Genomic DNA, 20,758 nt, shown 5'->3' with positions numbered 1-20,758 from the left:
CACCGATGAGAGGGAGCTGTATGGATGACAACGTTCTCCTGGCAGAACAGATGGCTTACTACCGGGCCGGTGCGGCCGAATACGACCGGCCCTATGCAGAGCACGAAGACCTGCAGAGGTTGCTGGCTGTCGTCGATGACCTTCCGATCGCCGGGGATGTGCTCGAGTTGGCCTGCGGAACGGGCCAGTGGACCTCTCTGCTCGCCGCGCGGGCGCATTCGGTGACAGCTGTCGACGCGGCAACCGAAGTGTTAGCCCTGGCTCGGGCGCGCACCGCATCCCCTACCGTGCAGTTCATTGAGGCCGACCTGTTTGAGTGGCAGCCGCCACGACGCTACGACACCGTGTTCTTCGCCTTCTGGCTCTCCCATGTCCCGCCGACACGCTTGCCCGACTTCTGGAACACCGTCGCCACCGCGCTCGCGCCGGGCGGCAAAGCAGTCTTCATCGACGACGGCCCCGCCGTAGCCGCCAGCGAAGAAGTCCTCGCGAACCAGCCGACCCCGGCGGTGCTGCGCCGGCTCGATGACGGCAGCCAGTACCGCATCGTGAAGGTATTCCACGATGCTCAGACCCTCACGGACGTCCTCACAGCGCTGGGGTGGTCGGTCGGCATCCGGCCCATGGGCGGGAACTTCATCGGCATTGCAGAACCGCCGACCACCCCAGGCGAAGAACCCGCAACCGCGCCAGCATCCTGAGCCGGGCGGGGTGCCGTACCGGCACGGCCACCCGCACTCTTCAGAGGTCGTCTGCTGACGAGAGTCCCGTTACCCCTGGAGCGCAGCCGGACGGCACAAGCCGCCCGGCATGTCTGAGCGTCAGGCGGCCTTGGTGCGGGGTCGTCCCCAGCGTTGTTGGCGTTCGCTGCGGACGCGGGCTCGTTCGCGGCGTTGCGCGGCGAGGACGTCGGGGTGGCGGGCGTTGGCGTTACGCCAGCGCAAGTATTTCTGCAGCTTGCGGGCAAGAACGGTGTGGTTCGGGTGGTTCGAGTTCGCCATCGTGAACATGCGCAGCGGCCCGAACTGCGCCTCGATCGGGTTCGCCCACGACGCGTTGGTCGGAGTCAGGCACAGCTCGACGGTGTTGCGGGCTGCCCAGGCCCGGATAGTCGGCGTCTTGTTCGCGGACAGGTTGTCCATGATGACGTAGATCGGGGCGCCGTCCGGCCGCGTCTTGCGAATCGACTTCAGCGCGGACAGGGTGTGATCTGCGCCTTTGCGGCGCCGGTTCACACCCCGGAGTTGGTCATCGCCGAGGCTGTAACAGCCGTGGAAGTACCGAATGCCGTGCGTGCGATGGTAGGTCGCCGGCAGCCGGTCCGGATGCGACTGCGCCGCCCAGTCACGGCCGTGATGCGGGCGGATCGACAGCGGCCCGAACTGATCGAACGCGAAACAACGGGTCGGGAACTTGGTGGTCACTTCCTCGATCCGGTCGAGTTTGGCATCCAAGTCGGGGTCCTTCGACTCCTTCCATGTGCGGGTCCGCTGCCAGCTGACCTCGTTACGGCGCAGGATCTGCCGCAGCCGTTCCCGGCCGACGATGACCGTTCGGTCGGCGTCAGTGGCCAGGTAGTCGGCGAGTTTACGCAGGCTCCAGCAGGTGAAAGCCCGCCCGAGCGTGTTCGGGCGGGCTTTGGCCGTCGCGACGACGAACGCCTCATCGTCGTGGTTGATCCGGCGGGGACGGCCTCCCGCCCACTGAGGGTCCAGCGCGCGAAGACCGATCTCGTTGAACGAGTGGATCACGTCGCGGACAGTGTCCTCATGCCCGGCGATCAGATGGGCGATCGCGGAGACGGGTGTCCCGGACGCCGACGCCATGATGATCAACGCCCGGCGCACCCGGACTGAGTCGTGCTTGCCTCTACGGACGAGTTGTTGCAGCTTGCGGCCCTCGTCTTGCGTCAACCGCCGTGCCCTGACCGGCTCGGCCAACCCGCCACCTCACTCTCAACGACCAACAACTGCCGTTGAGAGTGAGCCGCCGCCAGCACCTATCGGCGGACGTGACCGGTGTGTTGCCGACCCGGTGAACGTTCGTGGTCAACGCACTAGCGTTCCCAACCGGGCGGCGCGCCCGGGCTTGAGCGTCTCGCGGCGCCGCTTCTGGCACCCGTGTGGCCGAGACCGGCCTTCCGGTCTCGGCGACGCCACTCAGGATCTCCTTGACTCTGCGTGATCCTGCCACCACGATGGCAGCAGCGGGCCGCGTGACGTTATACGGCCTCGACTGAGGACGCCCGGCGAGCTCGCACATCTGCTTGAGTCCGGTTGGGTTCACGGGGAGGGTGTGTCGGTGCCTCGTCATCCGGAGACGCTGATCACGCCGAACGCGCTACTCGCCGAGAAACGTGCGGGCTTGCCGTCGCCGCGGCGACCCGGACAGCGCATGTCCCGGACTGAGCTGGCCGATGCCGTCAACATAGCCCTGGATCAGCTCTACCCAGGCCGCGACCTCGCCGCCCACTATGTTGACCACCGTTGGATCGGCAAGCTGGAACGCGGAGAGCACCGGTGGCCCAGCGAAGAGCGGCGTGCCGCGCTACGACTCGCCCTTGGCGCCGCAAGTGATACCGATCTCGACCTCTACAGCCCTCGGCGCTCCAGCAGCGGACGACCGGACGCTGTGGACCGGCAGCAGGTCACCCGGTTCGGTTCACGGCCCGACCTGTTTCCCGCAGGCAATCTGCTGCAACTCGGAACCCCCACGCCTGGGCATCAACTACTGCCCGGCGGTGACCTGCACCGAACGATCTCGGCCCCGGCAGGACAGCACTTTCCTGGAGCGTTGATCGACGTCGAGATTTACCCGGCGGTCGACGACGGCCGCGTCCTCGCCACCATCGCCCCGTGCGCCACAGAACGGAGGTGGCGTCGGTCGGTTCAGCGGCGGCTGATCCTAGGGCATGTCGATACACCGGATCGTGCCGGAGTCTTCGCGCTCGACTCTCGGCAGGCGGATCGGCACCTGGTCGAAGCCGGTCGGGACGCCCGCCTGCTCATCCCTCGCGCGTACCAGCTCGACGCGATTACTACCGGGGTCGTGTGGGCGGTAACGAACCTCGACCTGTCGCTGCTGCTGGACGACGCCCGATTGGACGCCGCTCAGGCCGCTGCCTCGCCGTACAGAGACATGACCAGATCTGCCGCCAGCCGCGACATCGCCGATGACTTGGATTCGGTGTCGCGGCTGTGGATTGGATCGGCGTTCTGCGCCGACCACATCCGCCGCCACAGCCATGTCCTGTCCGACGTGCCCGTCTACTGGACCCGGGAGCAACGCGGGGAGGAAGCCAGTACGTGGCTGCTGTTCCGCCACAAGCTGCGGTACCTGCGCGACACCGCCGAACGGTTTCGGAGCAGCTCCCAGCCGATGACCAGGATGTTCTGCCTTCCCCCGCAGGCGGTGGCCGCATCGTCGATGTCTGAACGGATCCTGCTGCTGCTTGCCATGGCATTGATGGAATCCGTCGGAATCCACACCGCGGTCACCGATGACCCGGAGTACGCCGCGCTGCCCGGGCTTGTCATGGACAAGAGGCGCGCGATCATGGCCACCTGGATTCGCGGTGAAGACGTCTGGCACGTCGATGTCACCGACCATCCCCACACCGTCGCCGCCTACCGTGATGCTCTCGGCGACGTGCTAGCTCACTCCGTGACCGCTAGCGACACCCCCGGGGGACGACTCCGCCACCTGGCCGACCATCTGAGCCTCGACTGGCACTGGCTGCAAGGCCGCTGCGCCGACCTCGGCCAGTACGGCTTCGCCGGGCTCGCCGAGCCCCGCAGTCGGCTGCTCTCGCTCGATGGCGTCGACCAGGCATGCCGCTTCATCGGCACCCTGCCGTAATAGGCTTCCCGCACCCGCCGAGACCGCCGGAAGGAACTACTGTGTCCCCGACACCGACAGAACTCGAGCCGAAGGTGGTCGTGTTCGGCCTCGGCGGCACGATCGCCATGACCACCGGCACCGGCGAAGGCGTCAGCCCCACTCTGTCCGCTCGCGACCTGGTTGACGCCGTACCCGGGCTGGCCTCGACCGGAATCGACATCAAGGTGGTGGACTTCCGCCGCCGCCCCGGTGCCTCCCTTACCTTCGCTGACATCGCCGCGCTCGCCACAGCGGCGACCCGCGAACTCGCCGCCGGCGCCACCGGGGTCGTCGTCACCCAGGGCACCGACACGATCGAGGAAACCGCGTACCTGCTCGACTTGCTGCACCACCGCCCCGAACCCCTGGTCGTCACCGGCGCGATGCGCAACCCCACCCTGGCCGGTGCGGACGGCCCCGCCAACCTCCTCGCCGCAATCCAGACCGCAGCCTCCTCCGCCGCCCACGACCAAGGCTGCCTCGTCGTCCTCGCCGATGCGATCCACGCCGCCCGCTGGGTCGCCAAGACCCACTCCACCAACGGCGCCACCTTCCGCTCGCCGGACACCGGCCCCCTCGGATACGTCCTGGAAGGCGCCGTGCATCTGCTGACCCGCGTGCCGTACCGGCTCACCATCCCCAGCCCGGACCAGGCCAAACGTACCCGCGTCGGCCTCTACACAGTCAGCCTCGACGAGGATCCCACCCTCCTCGACGCCATCGGCCAGCGCTGCGACGGCCTCGTCGTCGCCGGCTTCGGAGTCGGCCACGTACCCGAACCCCTTGTCGACACCCTCACCGCCCTCGCCGAACGAATCCCCGTCGTCCTCGCCTCCCGCACGCCGGCCGGCCCAACGCTCACCCGCACCTACGGGTTCCCCGGCTCCGAACGCGACCTCCTCGCCCGCGGGCTCATCCCCGCCGGCTGGCTGCACCCCTACAAAGCCCGCATCCTGCTCCGCACGCTCCTCGACGCCCGAGCCAAGCCGCAGGACATCGCCCCCGCATTCTCCGTTGCGGGCAACCTGGGTGAACCGTCCTCCTGGCCCTGGCCGACACCAACCCTGACCGGCGATCGAACGAAGGCGACAGCGGAGCATGCGTAGCCACAACCTGACCCCAGGACGGATGATCGGTGTGGTCTTCGACCACGGCGACGACTTCTTCACCGCCCTCGCTGACGCCTGCCGCGCACACAACATCAAGCAGGGCTACATCCCGATGTTCATCGCCGGCCTGTCCACCGCCAAGATCGTCGGCACCTGTCAACGCCTCGACAACCCCGACGCCCCCGTCTGGACCCACGTCGATCTCGCCAACGTCGAAGCACTCGGCGGCGGCACCATCGCCTGGGACGACACCAACCAAAAGATCCTCCCGCACATCCACATCACCGCCGGGCTTAAGGAACACAGCGCTACCGCTCACACGAGCCACCTGCTGGACGCCACCGTCCAATTCCTCACCGAAATGCTGATCATCGAGGTGGCCTCACCCGCCATGCGTCGACTACCAAACAGCACCCTCTACGACGTTCCACAACTACATCTCGACTAGCGATCCCGAACCGGGCTTCGGAGGGAGGTACAGGATGGCCCGCCACCCCGACACCATCATCACGCCCAACACGCTGCTCACTAGGGCCCGCGAACGGCTTCCATCACCGCGGCGACCCGAGCAGCCCATGTCTCGGGCCGAGCTGGCTGACGTCATCAACTCGGCCCTCACGCAGCTCTATCCCGGACGTGACCTCAGCGCCCACTACGTCGACGGTCGCTGGGTGGGCAAGCTAGAACGCGGGGAACATCGCTGGCCCAGCCCCGAGCGTCGTGCCGCCCTGCGACATGTCTTGGGCGCCGACGACACCGATCTCGGTTTGTACATTCCACGACGCACGACTTGGAGTGCAGCCTTCCGTGCTCCGCGGCCGGCCGCGCCCCAGAACAGGATCAACGGCGCTGCGGCTTCGGCCTTCCTCGGCAACGGTTCGGTAACCGTGATCACCCCCTTGAAGCAAGAGGCCGTCCGTGCCCGGCCAGTTGTAGCGCTAGAGGACGTCGTCGGCGCCCAACGTCTCGGAGAGCTCGCCAAGATGCTCGCGCTCGACGCGCGATTCGAAACCGTTCCGATTGGCGGTGAGGTTGATCTGAATCGGCCGAACCTAGTCGTCATCTGCGGACCCAGGCTCTCTCGACACACCGCCGCCATCCTCGACCAAGACTCACGCATACGATTCGAGCCAACGCCGAACGGGATTTGGACCCTCCGTGACAACGAGACCGGTCTTGTACACCGTTCCGGCCTGGACGAAACACCCACTCGGCACTGGGACGTCGCTTACTTCGGTCGCCTTCCCCGCCTCGACGGCAACGGAACACTCATAATCTTTACCGGCGTGCATCCACAAGGATCTCTCGGCGTCGTCCAACTCATAGCTGCCACTATCCACGAACTACATCGGGAGGTAGCGAACCGCTGCTTCTCGATGCTCGTCGGCACTCAATTCGACCCAGACACAGGAGAGCCGGTGCAAGTAGACCGACTAACTCCGTGTACTGGCATGAGGGAGCCCCAGCATCATGCGCGTAACGATCGCAACCGAACCCGCCCCCGGCCACGCCAACGAAGACTTCGCCGCAGCGACCGCAAACGCCGTCGTCTTGCTCGACGGCGCTGGACTGTCCGGGGTCGATGATGGCGGTTACATCCACGGAGTTGCTTGGTATGTACGCCGTCTTGGCGCCGAACTCATCGTGGGATTGGCGCACCAGCCCCCGTCCAGCCTCACGCAGATCCTGGCCGACGCTATAGGCCACGTCGCCGCCTCTCATAACAAGACCTGCGACCTCAATCACCCAGGCACCCCTTCGTCGACGGTTGTCCTAGTTGACTTCGATGGACCCCGCCTGCGATACCTCGTGCTTGCGGACTCGGTGCTCGTCATCAACGAACTGGGCAAGCAGCAGGTCATCAGTGATGGGCGGGAAGCAGACGCTGGACGTCGCCACCGCCGCGCCATGGATGCGATTCCCGCTGACACAGCCGCCCATGATGACGCCCGTCGTGCATACGTTGAGACCCTTCGTGGGTACCGGAACCATCCGGGCGGGTTCTGGGTCGCTGCCGCAGATCCGCGGGCGGCATCTGAAGCACTAACAGGAGAAGTAGATAGAGGTCGAGTCGAATCACTTCTACTCCTCAGCGACGGCGCCAGCCGCCCCGTAGACAGATTCGGACTAATGACCTGGGACGAGATAGCCGAATTGGTAGGCGCCGCCGGCTGCCCAGCTTTGCTGCGACGGGTTCGTGATGCTGAAAATAGCGACCCTCGTGGTCGTCGATGGCCAAGAGGAAAGATCCACGACGATGCCGCGATCGTCTACTGCGACTTCCGTTAGGGCCAGTGGATCAGTGCCTCCGGTAGCTGCCGACGTCACCGCGTCGATCGCCTCTTCCGCACGCACCCGGCCATCCTCCCCTCGGCCCGGCCCAAACCGCCTCGGTGGCTTCTCCGGCCGGCATCGGCGACCCTGTTATGGACCCACGCGTTCTAGGTATGGCAGGCGGTGATCGCTCGATGCGGGCGGGGCATTAGTACATGCTTGGTTGTGCGATACCGGCTCGCGCAGGAGACGGCTTGGGCCGACGAAGGTGAACACGCACACCTGTGCTGCCGGGCGAGATATCGGCCAACTCGTAACCCGCCGGCGTGAGGTCTGCGGTGGCTGCCGCCAGACCGCCCGTCCGTGGGGCTTTTTCGACGGCGACCACGATCTCATCGACGCAGTCGAGGTTGTCGTGGAGTGCACCGGAATGTTGGGCTCCAACTGCGAGGATGGTGCGCGAGCCACTGGCGTAGCAGGCGGAGAGCCACTGTCGGAGGTCGCCGCTTAGGTCGTCGGGCAGCGTGAAGTGTTCGGGCGCGTGGCCGCCGGGGATGCCCTCCTCGATTGTCTTGTCGCTGAGCACGAGGTCTGCCCTACTGCGCAGGTCCGCGGTTAGTTGCTCGTTGACAGGCTGTCTGTCCTTGTTGTCGAGGGCGTAGGCCCAGGTCAGGTGGGGACGGCGGCGGCGGGTGGCGGCGAGCCAGGGGCCAAGGACGGTGAGGGTCTCGTCGGGGAGCACGTTGGTCTCGACGTCGATGCCGTGGGCGGTGAGCACGGCGGCGCCGCCGTCGCCTCGGGAGGTCGGGTCGATGACGCTGATGACGACTCGGGTGATGCCGGCGTTGATGAGTTCCTGGCGGCAGGCCGGGGTGACGCCGATGTGGTTGCAGGGTTCGAGTGTGACGACGGCGGTGCCGCCTCGCGCTGTGTCGCCCGCTGCGCTGAGCGCGTTGACCTCGGCGTGGGCTTCTCCTTTGCGCCGGTGATAGCCGGCGCCGACAGTCACACCATGGCGATCGAGGATGACGCAGCCAACGGGCGGGTTCGGGCTCGTGGTGCCCAGGCCAAACGACGACAGCGTGATCGCTTGCCGCATCGCGGCCAGCTCGACGTCAGATGCCATCAGGTGGCCCCCTTGAGATCATCTAGGAAGGCGCGGACCTCTGGCAGTTGCTGATGTCCGCTGACCGCGGCGCCGAGGTGCGCGAGTTGATGCAGGATTCGTCGTGACCCCGCCCGGCGCGCGATCGGCAAGGCGTGGTGTGCCGTCGCCGCAGCCTGGTCGGGTTGGTTCGCTGCGGCGTGGGCAACCGCCTTGTTCAGCAGGGCGGACGCGAAGTCCTGGCGATGCCGCCGCGGAATCGCGGGAAGCGCTTCGTCGATCACGCCGATTGCCTCCTGTGGCCGCTGCGCCAGCCGAAGACAGGCCCCGCGGTGTACTTCGATGTAACCGCTGGTGCAGTAGGAGCCATGCTCGCCTTCTGGCTTTCCCGGGTGGCGGTCCGCTGCCCAGCGGTGCGCGTCGTCCAGCAGGCGCATCGCCGCGCGGTGCTCGCCCGTAGCGGCGAGAGCGTGCGCGTGCTGGACGCGCAGCGCCGCCCTCATCGGTCCGGGTAGCTTCCGGTCGTGGCGCAGCGCCGCTTCGGCCTGCTCGACGGCCTGGGCGGGGTGTCCGCTGGTCAACCACTGTTGGCTGCTGCGGTAGGTGGCCCAGGCGGTCATGGTCGGGTCAGCGATCTGTCCTGCCCAGGCGAGTGCTTGTTGTGTCCGGCGGTGGCCTGCGGCGTGGTCGTTGAGGGATTGGTGGAGCCAGGCCGCGGATTCGGCGTACTGGGCGGCGAGGCGGATGACGGCGGGGCGTAGCGCCTGGGGCACCTCGTTCGGAAGGTCCTCGATCGTCGCCAATTGTCTGGTGACGCCCATCAGCGCGTACTCGGGGCCGAACATCTTGTCGTTTTGAACCAGGAGATGCCACTGTTCGCGCAGCAAGTGGATGGTCTCGTCCCAACTGCCAGGTCGAGGCTCGGCGGCCACACCATCTTCGACGCTTGTCCCGTCGCTACGTCGAGGGCTGTAGAGATCGAGATCGGCATCGGTGGCGGCGCCAAGTACCTGACGCAGTGCTGCCCGCCGCGCTTCGCTGGGCCAGCGATGCTCGCCACGTTCCAGCTTGCCGACCCAACGGAAGTTGACGTATTGGGCGGTTACATCGCGGCCGGAGTAAATCCGGTCGAGCGTCGCGTTGACCGCATCGGCCAACTCGCTGCGGGACATGCACTGGCCAGGACGCATCGGCGAGGGCAGACGATGCCGGGCTCCGCTGAGCATGGTGTTCGGCCTGATCGTGGTGTCCGGATGACGAGGCACCGTCTCCCCCCTCGACCGCGCATCCCGGCCCCTGCCGACTATGCCACCGGTTGTCTAGATCATCCACCTCCCATGCTCTCACGCCCGGAAGCGACACGGGTCACCGCGAAGTCGGACCGCAAGTCGGCATTCCCGCACCGTTCACCATGAGTGATCGTGTGAGGCGCAACCGGTAAGGCTCGTGGCGGCAGCCAGTCGCTCATGGCCTTCCTGGTGGGGCGACGGCTGGGAGGCCGGAAACCTCCCCGCCAGGCGGCTCCAGGCCGGCGCGTTTTGTCGCATGCGCCCAATATTGTCGCCGCGTACCCCCGCGTTCCCACTGACGCCCGCTCACGGAGGTCGGATCATGGCTGGTTCCACGCTCGACACCGTCTCTGCCGACGAGGCCCGCGCCCGGCTCGTCGACCACCTCCTCGCCGACGGAAGGATCAACTCACCAGCGGTGGAGGCGGCGTTTCGCCGGGTGCCACGCCACCTGTTCGCACCCGACGGCGTCAGCATCGACGCTGCGTACGCCGACGACGTCGTCATCACCAAACGCGGCCCGCACGGGCGCGCGACGAGTTCGATCTCCGCACCATGGCTGCAAGCCATGATGCTGCACGCCGCCCGCCTCCGCCCCGGCGCGCGCGTCCTGGAGATCGGTTCCGGCGGCTACAACGCCGCACTCACCGCCGAGGTCGTCGGCCCGCACGGCACGGTCATCAGCATCGACATCGACCCCGACGTCACAGCCCACACCCGAGCCGCGCTCGACACCGCCGGCTACCCGCACGTCCAGGTCGCCACGGCGGACGCGGAAACCGGCTGGCCCGCCGCCGCGCCATACGACGCTGTCATCGTCACCGACTTATTGACCGGACTTTCCTACTGAACCTCGGCGTGTCGTCTGTCTGCCCGAGCGGTACGGGCTACCTATGCGTGCATGGCGAGAAGCGATGGTGATCAGCGGGCGATCGAGAAGATCCGGCTGCCGTTGTGGGGAAGCGTCGTAGCGTCCGATGGCGCGGCACCGTGGCTGGTCGTGGACGGCCTGGGCGACCAGGTGGAGCCGGTGGCGCTGTTCCTGCGCGACCTTGCTGCCCGTGGCCGGTCGGCCAGCTCGATCCGAAGCTACGCGTTGGCGTTGCTGCGGTGGTGGCGGTTCCTCGTCGCCATCGGCATGCAGTGGGACAGGGTAACCTCCGCCGAGGTCAGGGACTTCGTCCTGTGGCTCGGGCGAGCCGCCAAGCCCGTGGCGACGAGGCGGACCGTGTCGCGCACGTCTGCGGGCCAGGTGAATCCGGTGACCAAGAAGCGCAACCCGGGAGACGGCTACGGGCCGGCGACCATCCGGCATAGCAACGCCGTACTGCGCACCTTCTATGACTTCTGGCTCGAATGCGGCTGTGGCCCGCTGATCAACCCCGTCGTCGTCGAGCGTTCGCGGGGCTCGCGCGCGAACTCCCATCACAACCCGATGGTGCCGTATCGCGCGGAGGGGCGGCTTCGCTATAACCCGCGTCTGCCGAAGCGACCAGCCCCGGTGCATGCCTGACGAGTTCTGGGAGGAGCTGTTCGCGGCGATGGGCTGCAACCGGGACCGGGCCGTCCTCGCGATCGCGGTGAGCACCGGGGCCCGGGCTGGCGAGCTTCTCGGCATGCGTGGCGCGGACATCGACTGGGGCAACCAGCTGATCCGTGTGACCCGCAAGGGGACCCGGGCCGAGCAGTGGCTGCCGGCGAGCGCCGACGCCTTCGTTTGGTTGCGGCTCTACTTCAGCGACATCGGCGGCATCGTGGGCGCCGGCGACGTGGTGTGGCGAACCGTGAACCGGCGCCTCGGCGTCCATGTGCCGCTGACCTATGACTCGCTGCGGGCGGTGTTCCGCCGAGTCAACGCGAGACTGGGTACAAACTGGACTACGCATGATCTGAGGCATACGTGCGCGATCCGCATGGTCCGGGATGGCCGGCTCACGCTCCGCGACGTGCAGACCATCCTCGGCCATGCGCACTTGTCCACCACGCAGATCTACCTTGAACAAAACGAGGAGGTCTTCGCACGGGTGCGGGAGCACCAGGCCAACCTCGGGCGGGCACGCGACAACGCGCCAGTCCAAGTCGCGACAGGGTACGACGCTGCCGACCTCGCAGTGCTTTTCGAGCGGTCCCGATGACGACCACCACGGCGGTTCGGGCCGCGAGCACGGCCATTGCGGCGCCGCGACTGACACTACCCAGCCCTCGCGGCGGCACGCTCAGCGCACTCGACTCATCGAGCGCCGCGCAGGTGCTGGCGGCGTTGCCTTCGCTTGCGACGTGGCCAGAGGATCGAACCTCGGCCCGACGACTCGTGTCGAACACGTCCCGGATGCTGGAGTGGTTACAGCCGCTGGCCGGCGGCGGCTGGCAGGCCCGGTGGCAGCGCGCCGAGGAGTTGTATGGGCCCAAGTGGCAGGCCTGGCCACTTGCGGAGGCTACCGCCGTCGGATCCGGCGATGAGTACCGCCGAGGCCTGACCCGAGGGCTGGGGTGCCTGATCAAGCTTCGTCTGGTCAAGCCGAGCTATGCCTTCCTGACCAAGTACGGCCCGACGAAACTGTTCGCTCACATGCGGGCGGAGGTCAGTCCAGATCTGTTCGAGCGTGCTGAGCAGGCAGCTCGTGCTCGCGGCGTGAACGAGCATCAGACCAGGACGGCGTTGAACATACGCTCCGCGATGGTGGTCCATCTCGGTGGCGATCTGTGCGGCATCACGGCCGAGGACATGCTGGCCTTCCAGCAGGCCGGGAAACGTCCTCGGGCCCGCTCCGCCGAGGGCGCCCACGCCGCGTGGCAAATGCTGGTCGACCTTGAGGTGCTGCCGGCGGGGACGTCGCTGCGCATGGTGCTGCAGACCGGGCAGCTGACGACCACACAGTTGGTCGACCGCTACCAGATCAGGAACGACCAGGTCCGTGACCTGTTGATCCGGTACCTCGACGAGCGGCGCCCCGGACTCGACTACAGCACCTTCCGGGGACTGGTCAGCAGGCTCGTCGGGCAGTTCTGGGCGGACATAGAACGCCACCACGCTGGCATCGAGACCATCAACTTGCCCGCCGATGTTGTCCAAGCCTGGAAGGAGCGGGTGCGGGCTCCGCAGCGCGGCCGCGAGACCAAACGTCACTGGGACATCTTCATCGCCGTTCGAGCCTTCTACCGAGACATCGCCGAGTGGGCGCTGTCAGATGCCTCCTGGACGCAGTGGGCGTTCCCGAGCCCGGTGCGCAAGCGAGACACCGAGGGCGCTGCCAAGCAGACCAGGGCCACGGTCGCCGCGATGCACCAACGCACGCGTGAACGGCTTCCCAACCTTCCTCGCCTGGTCGACACCGCCGAGCAGTGGAAGAACGACCGCGCTGCGCTGCTGGAGGCGGCCAGCCGCACGGCAATCGGGGCCACGGTCGAACATCTCGGCGTCAAGTACAGGCGGGTCGGCCCTGGCGACCGTCCGAGGATGGGCAGCCGACGCCCGTCCCACGTCGTCGTCGAGGATTTGGCCGATGGCGCCCTGACCAACGCCACTATCGCCGAGGACGAGGCGTTCTGGGCGTGGGCGGTCATCGAAACGCTACGCCACACCGGAATCCGCATCGAAGAACTGCTGGAGCTGACCCAGCTCGCCGTCGTCTCCCACCGGCTGGCCGACACCCGGAGAGCTGGTTCCACTGCTGCAGATCGTCCCGTCCAAGACGAACGAGGAGCGTCTGCTGCTCGTCACACCCGAACTGGCCAGCGTCCTCGCCGCGATCATCAGCCGGATACGTGACCCCGACGGTGTGGTTCCACTCGTCGCGCGCTACGACGACCACGAGCATGTCACCGGTCCTGAACTGCCGCACCTGTTTCAACACCACGACGGCTTCCAGCACTGCAATGGTTGGCGCGCGAACGTTCTTCACCCCAAGCTGGTCCGGGACCTGCTCACGCAGCGCGATTGCCCGCGCCGGCATCACCGACGCCGCCGGCCGGCCGTTGCGCTACACGCCCCATGACTTCCGGCGCATGTTCGCCACCGAGGCCGTCACCGGTGGCCTGCCCGTCCACACCGCGGCGAAGGTCCTCGGCCACGCGAACATCAACACCACCCAGTCATACACCGCGGTTTTTCCAGGAAGACCTCATCCGCACCTACCGCACGTTCGTCAACCGACGCCGAGCCATGCGTCCCAGCGAGGAATACCGCGAACCGACCGATGCCGAATGGGCAGAGTTCCAACAACACTTCCACCTCCGCAAGCTCGAACTCGGCGACTGCGGACGGCCCTACGGCACACCATGCGCTCACGAGCACGCCTGCTTAACCGAAATAATCTTGGCCGGCAGTACGGCACACCCAAGCTCTTGCTCGTCACCAAGAGTGACGAAGGAGATTTGGGTGCCGACACGCGCCCGGGCGTGTCGGCACGAGAGCTTGGACCAAGGGGCGTGCGAAAGGCCGGTCACGCCCCTTGTTGACGGCATGACAGTACGCCGCAGCCGGAGCCGCGTCTTGCGACACCAGCGTCGGGCTGTTCGGGGCGCGGGTTCAGGTCAGCTCTTGGCCGGTGGTGCTGTGGACGTGGTCGGGGATGGCGCCGTCGTGATGATCGCCGGTCGTGGCGGTCCCTGTGGGTTCGAACATCAGGATGGCACCGCCCGGGGATGACGGCTTGTGCTCGGTTCCCTTGGGCACGACGAACACGTCCCCGACCCGGAGGGTAACGGTGTGCTGGTTGCCGTCGGCGTCGCGCAGCGCGATGTCGAACTGGCCGTCGAGGGCGAGGAAGAACTCGTCGGTGTCGTCGTGCACGTGCCAAACGTGCTCACCTCGGGTGTGCGCAACCCGGACGTCGTAGTCATTGACACGGGCAACGATCCGAGGGCTGTAGATCTGGCTGAAGGAGGCGAGCGCTTCGCTGAGGTTCACGGGCTTCTGCATGCGGTTTAGCCTGGCCGGCTCCGAGTTGCACGTCTTGTACGTTGTTGATGTGAGCGAGCCGCTGCCTGAGTCGTGCCGGGTGGTCGCTTGGCGTCCGACCGTCGCGGGGATCGCGGAAGTGTTCCACGCCCGCATCGCCGACTACCGGTATCCGACGCACAGTCACGCGACGTGGACCGTCCTGATCGTCGATCACGGCGCCATCCGATACGATCTGGACACCCGTCACCACGGCGCCGTCGCGGACACTGTCTCCATCCTGCCGCCCGATGTGGTCCACAACGGTTACCCGGCGGAACGCTTCGGCTCGTTCCGCAAACGAAATCTGTACCTGGACAGCGGGTTCCTGCCGTACGAGCTCGTGGGCCGCGCCGTCGACGCTTCCACCTTCCAGGACGGACGCTTGCGGGCGGCGATCAGCGCGCTACACGATCGCCTGATCGCTCCCGATTCGCTCGATGTCGAAACACGACTCGCGCTGATCGCCGAGACGTTCCAGCATCGGCTGCAACGACGTCCACCGAGCATCCGCGAGCCGGAGCCCACCATCGCTGACCAGCTCCGGCAGTATCTCGACGGCCACGTCGCCGCCAGCGTCACGCTCAACGACGCCGCGCGGTCGTTGCAGCGCAGCGTGCCGCACCTCGTCCGAAGCTTCACCAAGCGGTACGGCATCTCCCCGCACGCATACGTCGTCGCCAAACGCATCGAAGCGGCACGAGGACTGCTACTGCAGGGTATGCCCGCCGCTCGGGTGGCGACCGAGATTGGATTTCACGACCAGGCGCACTTCACGCGACACTTCAAGCGGCACGTCTCGGTCACGCCGGCGCGCTATGCCGCGAGCGCCGATGGCGCACCGCAGCGCATGAGGAGGCCGGGTCACGGCTATGGGTAGCCGACGAGGACCGGACAACCGCGCCGAACGGCGACTCAACCATCCGCTCATCGGCTATCAAGTAGAGGAGGATGCAGGGTTCGATGCGTGGGCGGCTCTGGGTCTTTCATCGCCTTCTCTCGCGCGAGTTCGATCGGCCGGCGGAGAGGCGGACGGCGGGCATGCCGAGGTGGACGGGTGTCTCGCGGGCGGTGCGCATGGCTTCGAGCTTTTGGGCTGCGGCGGCTATGGTGGTCTCGATCGCGGCGACCTCGCCTAGCCAGCCCTGCTCCTTGGCCTCGTCGAGTCGGTCAGTGAGGTTAGCGTGGATCGCTTCCAACCGCGGGATTTGGGCCGGGTCGACCCGAAGTAATGGGCATCTGACACAGGCATTCTCGTGCGCGCAAGGGGTTCCGTGGTCGCGTCCGCAGGTTCCGAGAGCGACTTTCCGCAGCTCGAAATGGGCGAGGAATTCATCCCATTCCTGGGTGGTGAGCTCGCGATATTCTTCGCTGGGCCGTTCGGCCCGGCGGCGGGCGATGAACGCCCGGTGGTGCGCGATGACGTCTTCGGGGTAGATCGCGGCGTAGCCCATCGTGGTGTCCACGGTGGTGTGGCCGCAGACCCTGGCCGCGATGTGCGGGGGCAACCCGGAGCGGATGGCGTCGGTGACAAAGATCCTCCGGAAATCGTGGGGGCGCCATTGCAGCGGCCGGCCGCCGGCGGTGACCTGGGCTGCGTTCGAGGTGGCGACGAGGCATTCGCGGATGTAGCTGCGGGTCAGCGGGCGGTCTTCGGTCCCGAAGCGCCGCTGGAACAGGTAGGGCATCGGCGGGCTCCAGGTCTGCTCGAATACGTCGTAGGCAGACACCAGCGGCAGGCTGGCCTTGCCGGCCCGGACCCGGAAGATGATCGCGGTCAGCACCTCGCCGAGTTCGGGCGAGACCAGCAGAAGCCGCTCCGCATCGGTCTTGGAAGGGGCCACCTGTAGCATCGGTACCACCTCGCCGGTGGTCGGTAGGGTGTAGGCGACGAAGCTGTGGTGGGTCAGCTCCAGCATCTCCTCGATGCGGATCCCGGTGTGCCGCAACATCTCCACCGTCGCCCACGACCAGAACGCCGCTGATTCTTCATGGGTGAGGTCGCGCCGTTTGGTCGTGGCCGGGTCGATGGCGTAGACCCGGCCGGACGCACCCGGGCGGCAGCGCTGGAGTTCCTGGCCGTTCGCGGTGAACTGCCCTCCGTCCGTAGTGGAGGTGGCGGTGTTGAGACATTCCGCGGCGTCGGTGCGGTGCTGCTCGACGGCCCGCAGCAACGCCGGTAGCAGCGGCAGCTGGGTGCGGGTCCGTTGGTCCATGCGGGCTTTGACCCGTGACTGGACCTTCTTGCGGGTCACCTCGGTCGCTTTGATCGGGCACGGCGCCACCCACGGCGCCCATCGGGCCGGGTCGTCGGCGGCCCATCGGGCGATGTCCTCGTAGAAGGCCCGGACATAGACCAGTTCGCTGCGGTAGTTGACCCGGGGGCGTACCGGTCGGCCGTCGGCGTCCCTGATGTGGGCCAGGCGTTCTTTCCATGCCTCCGCGATTTCCGGTGTCAGCCGTAGCGAGTCGATGCCGGGATGGTGAATTTCCAGGTCGCGCCAGAACAGCCGGCACAGGTTACGGGCGTTCGAGCGCAGCGAGGTGTGGTCGAGGTCCGGGGACCGTTCGGTGAGGTACTCGACCAGCAAGTCGCGGACGGCCTGGCACTGGATGCGGTAGCCGTCGACGATCTGCTCGACGCTGCGGCGACCGTCGAGCCGCAACACCCGCAACCGTTCCGGCGCCGTGGCCGGGAGCACGCCGGCCTTCTTGAGCATCGCGTAGAACAGGGGCCTGCCCGCGCTGCCCCGGAAGTGGTGCTCCTGCAAAGCTTTGGTCAGCTCGACGCAGTCGCCAATGGTGATGTCGCGGACCAGGCCGCCCTTGCGGATCACGATCCAGGTGAGCTTGTTCAGCGCGTCTGACCTGGCCCAACCGGCCGCATGCTCGGCGTAGGGCTCCAGCCTCTGGAAGCCACCGGGGTCCATGGCCGCGCGGGCCTCAGCGAGCATCAGCGCCTGGCGTTGCCGCAACAGCCAAGCGTAGCCAGGCCGGATGACCTGCCCGGCCACGAGGAGTTCCAGACCGCAGCACAGCTCATCGCGGTGATGTCGGCGAGCCGGGACTCGACCTCGCAGCGGGAGATCAGCCCAGTCGAACCCGGCGGTGTCCGCGCCGCTGGCCAGCCAGCGGTCCTGCCAGGTGTCCCCAGGCTGCTGTTGGAGCCAATCTAGCAGCTTGGCCAAGCCTCGACGCCGGGTCTTGTCGCGGGTTCGCCCCGCTGCCGGCTCGGTGAACAGGCCGAGCAGCCGCTCGACCAAGGCCTCCCGAGGTTGGCGAGTCTGCCACCAACTGTGTTCGGACTGCCTCGGCTCATATTCGACGTGCGGCTCCGGCTTGGTGGCGCTGACCTTGACCGGTGCTGGGCGGGGTGTCGTGACGATCATCAGTGTTCTCCGTCCGCCGCCACGGCGCCGAATAGCATCGCCAGTACCTCGGGGCGGTAGCCGGGCGCTGGCGGCGCAGGAGGCTGGACCCGTTGCGTGCGCTGCCGCTCGTGGTGGGCTAGGACGTGCGCGATGACCTCGTCGGGAGTCGGCGCGGTGTAAATCTCCGTCGTGGTGATGTGGGCGTGCCCGAGGACCCATTGCACGTCGGCCAGGGTCAGATCGGGGTCACGGACCATCCTCTTGGCGGCGGAATGCCGCAGGTCGTGCAGTGTCCAGTTCGCGCCAAGCGCGGCGTTGGCCTTGTTGAAGACCATCCGGGTCGCGTCGTAGGTCAGCGGACGAAACGGGCGACGCAGTGTCCACCACACTGCCTCCTTCGGCCTGTGGGGCTCGTAAAGCCGGTTTGGCTACGCTGCCTGGGAATACTCGTTGATCAGCCCGCCGAGGATCGGGCGCCGTCGGATCCTGGCGGCGGTCAGGTCAGTGACTCCCGGCGGCGGGTTGGGTGGCTGCTGGCCGAGCGATCGATGTGGGCGGTGGCTGTTGTAGTGGGCCGTGTACCCGGCGAGGACGGCCGCGAGGTGGCGCTCGCCGACGATGAGCATCCGGTCGGTGCACTCCCGGCGTACGGTGCCTACCCACCGTTCGGCGAACGCGTTCGCCCGGGGTGCCTGCGGTGGGGTCTTGATCACGTCGATGCCTTCGGCGGTGAACACCGCGTCGAAGACCACCGTAAATTTCGTATCTCGGTCACGGAGCAGGAACCGCAGCTCAGCTGCGCGCTGGTCGAGGTCCATCAGTAGATTCCGTGCCTGCTGGGCCACCCAGGCACCAGTTGGATGGGCGGTCACCCCAGCCACGTGGACTTGGCGGGTGGCGATCTCGACGAAGAACAGCACGTAGAGGCGCTTGAGCAACACCGTGTCGACGGTGAAGAAATCACAGGCCAGGATCGTGTGGGCCTGGGCGGTCAGGAACTGCTTCCAGGTCGGCCCGGACCGTCGGGGTGCCGGGTCGACTCCGGCGTTGTGCAGGATCTTCCACACCGTGCTGGCCGCGACCCGGTAGCCCAGGCCGACCAGTTCACCCTGGATGCGCCGGTGCCCCCACGACGGGTTTTCCGCCGCGAGTCGCAGCACCAGCTCGCGGACCTGTGCATTGACCGGTGGCCGGCCTGGCCGGGCACGCGGGTGCGTCCAGCGTCGGGCGATCAGTTCACGATGCCACCGCAACAGGGTCGCCGGGGTGACGAAGAACGTTGACCAGCGCGAGCGGGGCAGCAGCCGCGACAGCACCACCAGCACCACCCGGTCGGCCGGTTCGAGATCGGGGCGGTGCACCTGTCGACGCAGCACCGCCACCTGATGGCGGAGCACCAGGATCTCCACATCCCTGGCCCCATCGTCACGGGCGAGCTGGGACAACATCCGCAGGACCTGGCGAAGCAGCAGGTACACCAACGACGCGCTCATAGCCGACGAGCATGACGGTTGCACCGGGCTCGAACTCGCACAGAGCCGCACTTCAGACGGCCGAACCGAATATTCGAGCCCCACACCTCGCCCCGGGGGCCACGGACAGCGGGCTCTGTGGTCGCTGAAGATCAGGGTTTGTCTGCGGTTTACTGGGTGTTCATGATCGCCTACCAAGGTGTCCAGGTTGAACACACTTCGTCGGAGAGGCGATCATGCCCCCTGCTCGTCCTATCAGGACCATCCTCGCGGCCAGCGCCCTGGTCGCCGCCCTGCTGGTCCATCCCGCGCCCGCGTCCGCCGCGCCCGTCGCACCCCTGTCCGTCGATGACGCGCCAGCCCTCGTCGACCGGCTCGGCCCGGACAGCACCGCCGGCTTCTATCTCGAGAGTGGCACTGAGCGGGTCATCGTCAACGTCACCACCGACGCCGCCGAGCAGGAGGTGCTGGCGGCGGGCGGGCTGGCGAAGCGGGTCACGTACTCGATGGCGCACCTGCAGTCGATCAGATCCCGGTTGCGGGCGACCCCGCCGATCCCCGGCACGACCGTCGGGGTGTACGAGATAACGAACGAGGTGATCGTCGAGGCCGACAGCACGGTGAGCGAGGCGAAGGTCGCCGGGCTTGCGGCCATCGCCGGCGAGTACGGCGGGGCGATGCGCGTCGAGCGGATCGCCGGCGCTCTCACGCTGCACATCGGCGGCGGCAACTACATCGTCGGCAACACGAATATTCCGGGCTATAGGCCCTCGTGCTCGCTCGGGTTCAACGTGCGGAGCAAGAGCGACAACGACAGCCTGTACTTCCTGACGGCCGGCCATTGCACCGGCCATCCCGACTATTCCTTCATCAGCGACGAGTGGTACACGGCCAGCGGCACCTACATCGGTTACCGGGTCGGTGGCGCCATCAACCAAACGAACGGGTTCGATTTCGGGCTGGTACGGCACTACAACGCCAACCTCGACAAGCCGGGCGTGGTTCTCCGGCACGACACCGGCGCGCAGATCGACATCACGCACTCCCGGGGTCCCGGTCTCGGCGAGTGGGTCTGCAACAGCGGTCACAAGTCGGGCTACCGGTGCGGCAATGTCATCGGCATGGGCCTCGACGTGACGTACGGAAACGGATGGGTGCTAAAGGATGTCTCGTAACTCGGTGAACGCGTTGCCGTTCAACGGTGTCGGCGTCATCCGGCGAGGATGATGTTGTGGAGGTTGGCAACGCCGGAAGCGGTGTCGGCCAATGTTTTGGCGGCGCGGCGATAGTCCCGCAGGATCTTGAAGGTCTTCATGCGGG

At 66.9% G+C, this 20,758-nt stretch carries 19 protein-coding genes; 12 read left to right on the top strand and 7 right to left on the bottom strand.

Annotated elements, in window-relative coordinates:
- The first annotated feature begins 20 nt into the window (after positions 1 to 20).
- The gene (locus C1I99_RS10970; RefSeq protein ID WP_111134106.1) at positions 21 to 701 is read left to right on the top strand and encodes a class I SAM-dependent methyltransferase; all 681 of its coding nucleotides are present in this window, start codon (positions 21 to 23) and stop codon (positions 699 to 701) included.
- Positions 702 to 821: 120 nt separating this feature from the next.
- Here C1I99_RS10970 and C1I99_RS10965 read toward each other — a convergent pair whose 3' ends face one another.
- On the bottom strand, positions 822 to 1,940 hold the full coding sequence (locus C1I99_RS10965) for an IS630 family transposase (RefSeq protein WP_111134105.1): 1,119 nt from the start codon (positions 1,938 to 1,940) through the stop codon (positions 822 to 824).
- Between the two features lie 361 nt (positions 1,941 to 2,301).
- Here C1I99_RS10965 and C1I99_RS10960 point away from each other — a divergent pair, with 361 nt between their 5' ends.
- The 4 genes from C1I99_RS10960 to C1I99_RS10945 all read left to right on the top strand — a co-directional run bounded on the left by C1I99_RS10960 (position 2,302) and on the right by C1I99_RS10945 (position 7,277).
- Positions 2,302 to 3,858 carry an XRE family transcriptional regulator gene (locus C1I99_RS10960; protein WP_146603938.1) on the top strand — a complete coding sequence of 519 codons (1,557 nt, stop codon included), beginning with the start codon at positions 2,302 to 2,304 and terminating at the stop codon, positions 3,856 to 3,858.
- Between the two features lie 41 nt (positions 3,859 to 3,899).
- A complete protein-coding gene (locus C1I99_RS10955; protein WP_267897488.1) occupies positions 3,900 to 4,985 on the top strand; it encodes an asparaginase in 1,086 nt (361 codons plus the stop codon).
- Positions 4,978 to 5,436: a PPC domain-containing DNA-binding protein gene (locus tag C1I99_RS10950; protein WP_111134102.1), complete on the top strand. Its 459-nt coding sequence runs from the start codon at positions 4,978 to 4,980 to the stop codon at positions 5,434 to 5,436. Before C1I99_RS10955 ends, C1I99_RS10950 begins: the two co-directional genes overlap by 8 nt.
- A 1,022-nt stretch (positions 5,437 to 6,458) precedes the next feature.
- Complete coding sequence (locus tag C1I99_RS10945; RefSeq protein ID WP_111134101.1) at positions 6,459 to 7,277, top strand: integrase; 819 nt, start codon at positions 6,459 to 6,461, stop codon at positions 7,275 to 7,277.
- A gap of 193 nt (positions 7,278 to 7,470) precedes the next feature.
- On the opposite strand, the gene ribD is transcribed toward C1I99_RS10945, so the two are convergent.
- Both ribD and C1I99_RS10935 read right to left on the bottom strand, forming a co-directional pair.
- Positions 7,471 to 8,388 (bottom strand): bifunctional diaminohydroxyphosphoribosylaminopyrimidine deaminase/5-amino-6-(5-phosphoribosylamino)uracil reductase RibD, encoded by a 918-nt coding sequence (ribD, locus tag C1I99_RS10940; protein WP_111134100.1) that lies wholly within the window; start codon positions 8,386 to 8,388, stop codon positions 7,471 to 7,473.
- On the bottom strand, positions 8,388 to 9,539 hold the full coding sequence (locus tag C1I99_RS10935) for an NsdA family TPR-like regulatory protein (RefSeq protein WP_146603937.1): 1,152 nt from the start codon (positions 9,537 to 9,539) through the stop codon (positions 8,388 to 8,390). Before C1I99_RS10935 ends, ribD begins: the two co-directional genes overlap by 1 nt.
- A gap of 439 nt (positions 9,540 to 9,978) precedes the next feature.
- On the opposite strand from C1I99_RS10935, the gene C1I99_RS10930 reads away from it, so the two are divergent.
- From C1I99_RS10930 to C1I99_RS33275, 5 genes are read left to right on the top strand one after another with little or no spacing between them, the layout of a single operon-like run.
- Positions 9,979 to 10,506, top strand: coding sequence for a methyltransferase domain-containing protein (locus tag C1I99_RS10930; RefSeq protein ID WP_233512460.1), 528 nt, complete (start codon positions 9,979 to 9,981; stop codon positions 10,504 to 10,506).
- A 51-nt stretch (positions 10,507 to 10,557) separates the two neighbouring features.
- On the top strand, positions 10,558 to 11,169 hold the full coding sequence (locus C1I99_RS33290; RefSeq protein ID WP_199562082.1) for a site-specific integrase: 612 nt from the start codon (positions 10,558 to 10,560) through the stop codon (positions 11,167 to 11,169).
- Positions 11,162 to 11,791, top strand: a complete 630-nt coding sequence (locus C1I99_RS33285; RefSeq protein WP_199562081.1) for a tyrosine-type recombinase/integrase — start codon at positions 11,162 to 11,164, stop codon at positions 11,789 to 11,791. The genes C1I99_RS33290 and C1I99_RS33285 overlap by 8 nt, the downstream gene beginning before the upstream one ends.
- Positions 11,788 to 13,425 carry a hypothetical protein gene (locus C1I99_RS33280; protein WP_199562080.1) on the top strand — a complete coding sequence of 546 codons (1,638 nt, stop codon included), beginning with the start codon at positions 11,788 to 11,790 and terminating at the stop codon, positions 13,423 to 13,425. The genes C1I99_RS33285 and C1I99_RS33280 overlap by 4 nt, the downstream gene beginning before the upstream one ends.
- Before the next feature lie 47 nt (positions 13,426 to 13,472).
- Positions 13,473 to 14,114 (top strand): tyrosine-type recombinase/integrase, encoded by a 642-nt coding sequence (locus C1I99_RS33275; RefSeq protein ID WP_199562079.1) that lies wholly within the window; start codon positions 13,473 to 13,475, stop codon positions 14,112 to 14,114.
- Positions 14,115 to 14,184: 70 nt separating this feature from the next.
- Here C1I99_RS33275 and C1I99_RS10915 read toward each other — a convergent pair whose 3' ends face one another.
- The gene (locus C1I99_RS10915; protein WP_111134098.1) at positions 14,185 to 14,577 is read right to left on the bottom strand and encodes a cupin domain-containing protein; all 393 of its coding nucleotides are present in this window, start codon (positions 14,575 to 14,577) and stop codon (positions 14,185 to 14,187) included.
- Positions 14,578 to 14,626: 49 nt separating this feature from the next.
- On the opposite strand from C1I99_RS10915, the gene C1I99_RS10910 reads away from it, so the two are divergent.
- Positions 14,627 to 15,475 (top strand): AraC family transcriptional regulator, encoded by an 849-nt coding sequence (locus C1I99_RS10910; RefSeq protein WP_233512459.1) that lies wholly within the window; start codon positions 14,627 to 14,629, stop codon positions 15,473 to 15,475.
- Between the two features lie 106 nt (positions 15,476 to 15,581).
- Here the strand turns inward: C1I99_RS10910 and C1I99_RS10905 are convergent, their stop codons facing one another.
- Genes C1I99_RS10905 through C1I99_RS10890 form a run of 3 tightly spaced genes read right to left on the bottom strand, consistent with a single transcriptional unit; the run spans position 15,582 to position 19,459 of the window.
- Entirely contained in the window at positions 15,582 to 17,984 is a 2,403-nt protein-coding gene (locus C1I99_RS10905; RefSeq protein WP_199562078.1) for a tyrosine-type recombinase/integrase, read from the bottom strand.
- Positions 17,984 to 18,355: a tyrosine-type recombinase/integrase gene (locus C1I99_RS10895; protein ID WP_111134095.1), complete on the bottom strand. Its 372-nt coding sequence runs from the start codon at positions 18,353 to 18,355 to the stop codon at positions 17,984 to 17,986. Before C1I99_RS10895 ends, C1I99_RS10905 begins: the two co-directional genes overlap by 1 nt.
- A 39-nt stretch (positions 18,356 to 18,394) precedes the next feature.
- A complete protein-coding gene (locus C1I99_RS10890; protein WP_111134094.1) occupies positions 18,395 to 19,459 on the bottom strand; it encodes an integrase core domain-containing protein in 1,065 nt (354 codons plus the stop codon).
- A 215-nt stretch (positions 19,460 to 19,674) separates the two neighbouring features.
- Here C1I99_RS10890 and C1I99_RS10885 point away from each other — a divergent pair, with 215 nt between their 5' ends.
- Positions 19,675 to 20,613: a S1 family peptidase gene (locus C1I99_RS10885; protein WP_111134093.1), complete on the top strand. Its 939-nt coding sequence runs from the start codon at positions 19,675 to 19,677 to the stop codon at positions 20,611 to 20,613.
- Positions 20,614 to 20,758 lie beyond the last annotated feature (145 nt).

Origin of the sequence: Micromonospora deserti, from assembly GCF_003236335.1 — a bacterium.
Classification (GTDB): domain Bacteria; phylum Actinomycetota; class Actinomycetes; order Mycobacteriales; family Micromonosporaceae; genus Micromonospora; species Micromonospora deserti.
The sequence above is the reverse complement of the archived record's forward strand: the minus strand, read 5'-3'. Positions and strand labels throughout refer to the sequence as shown.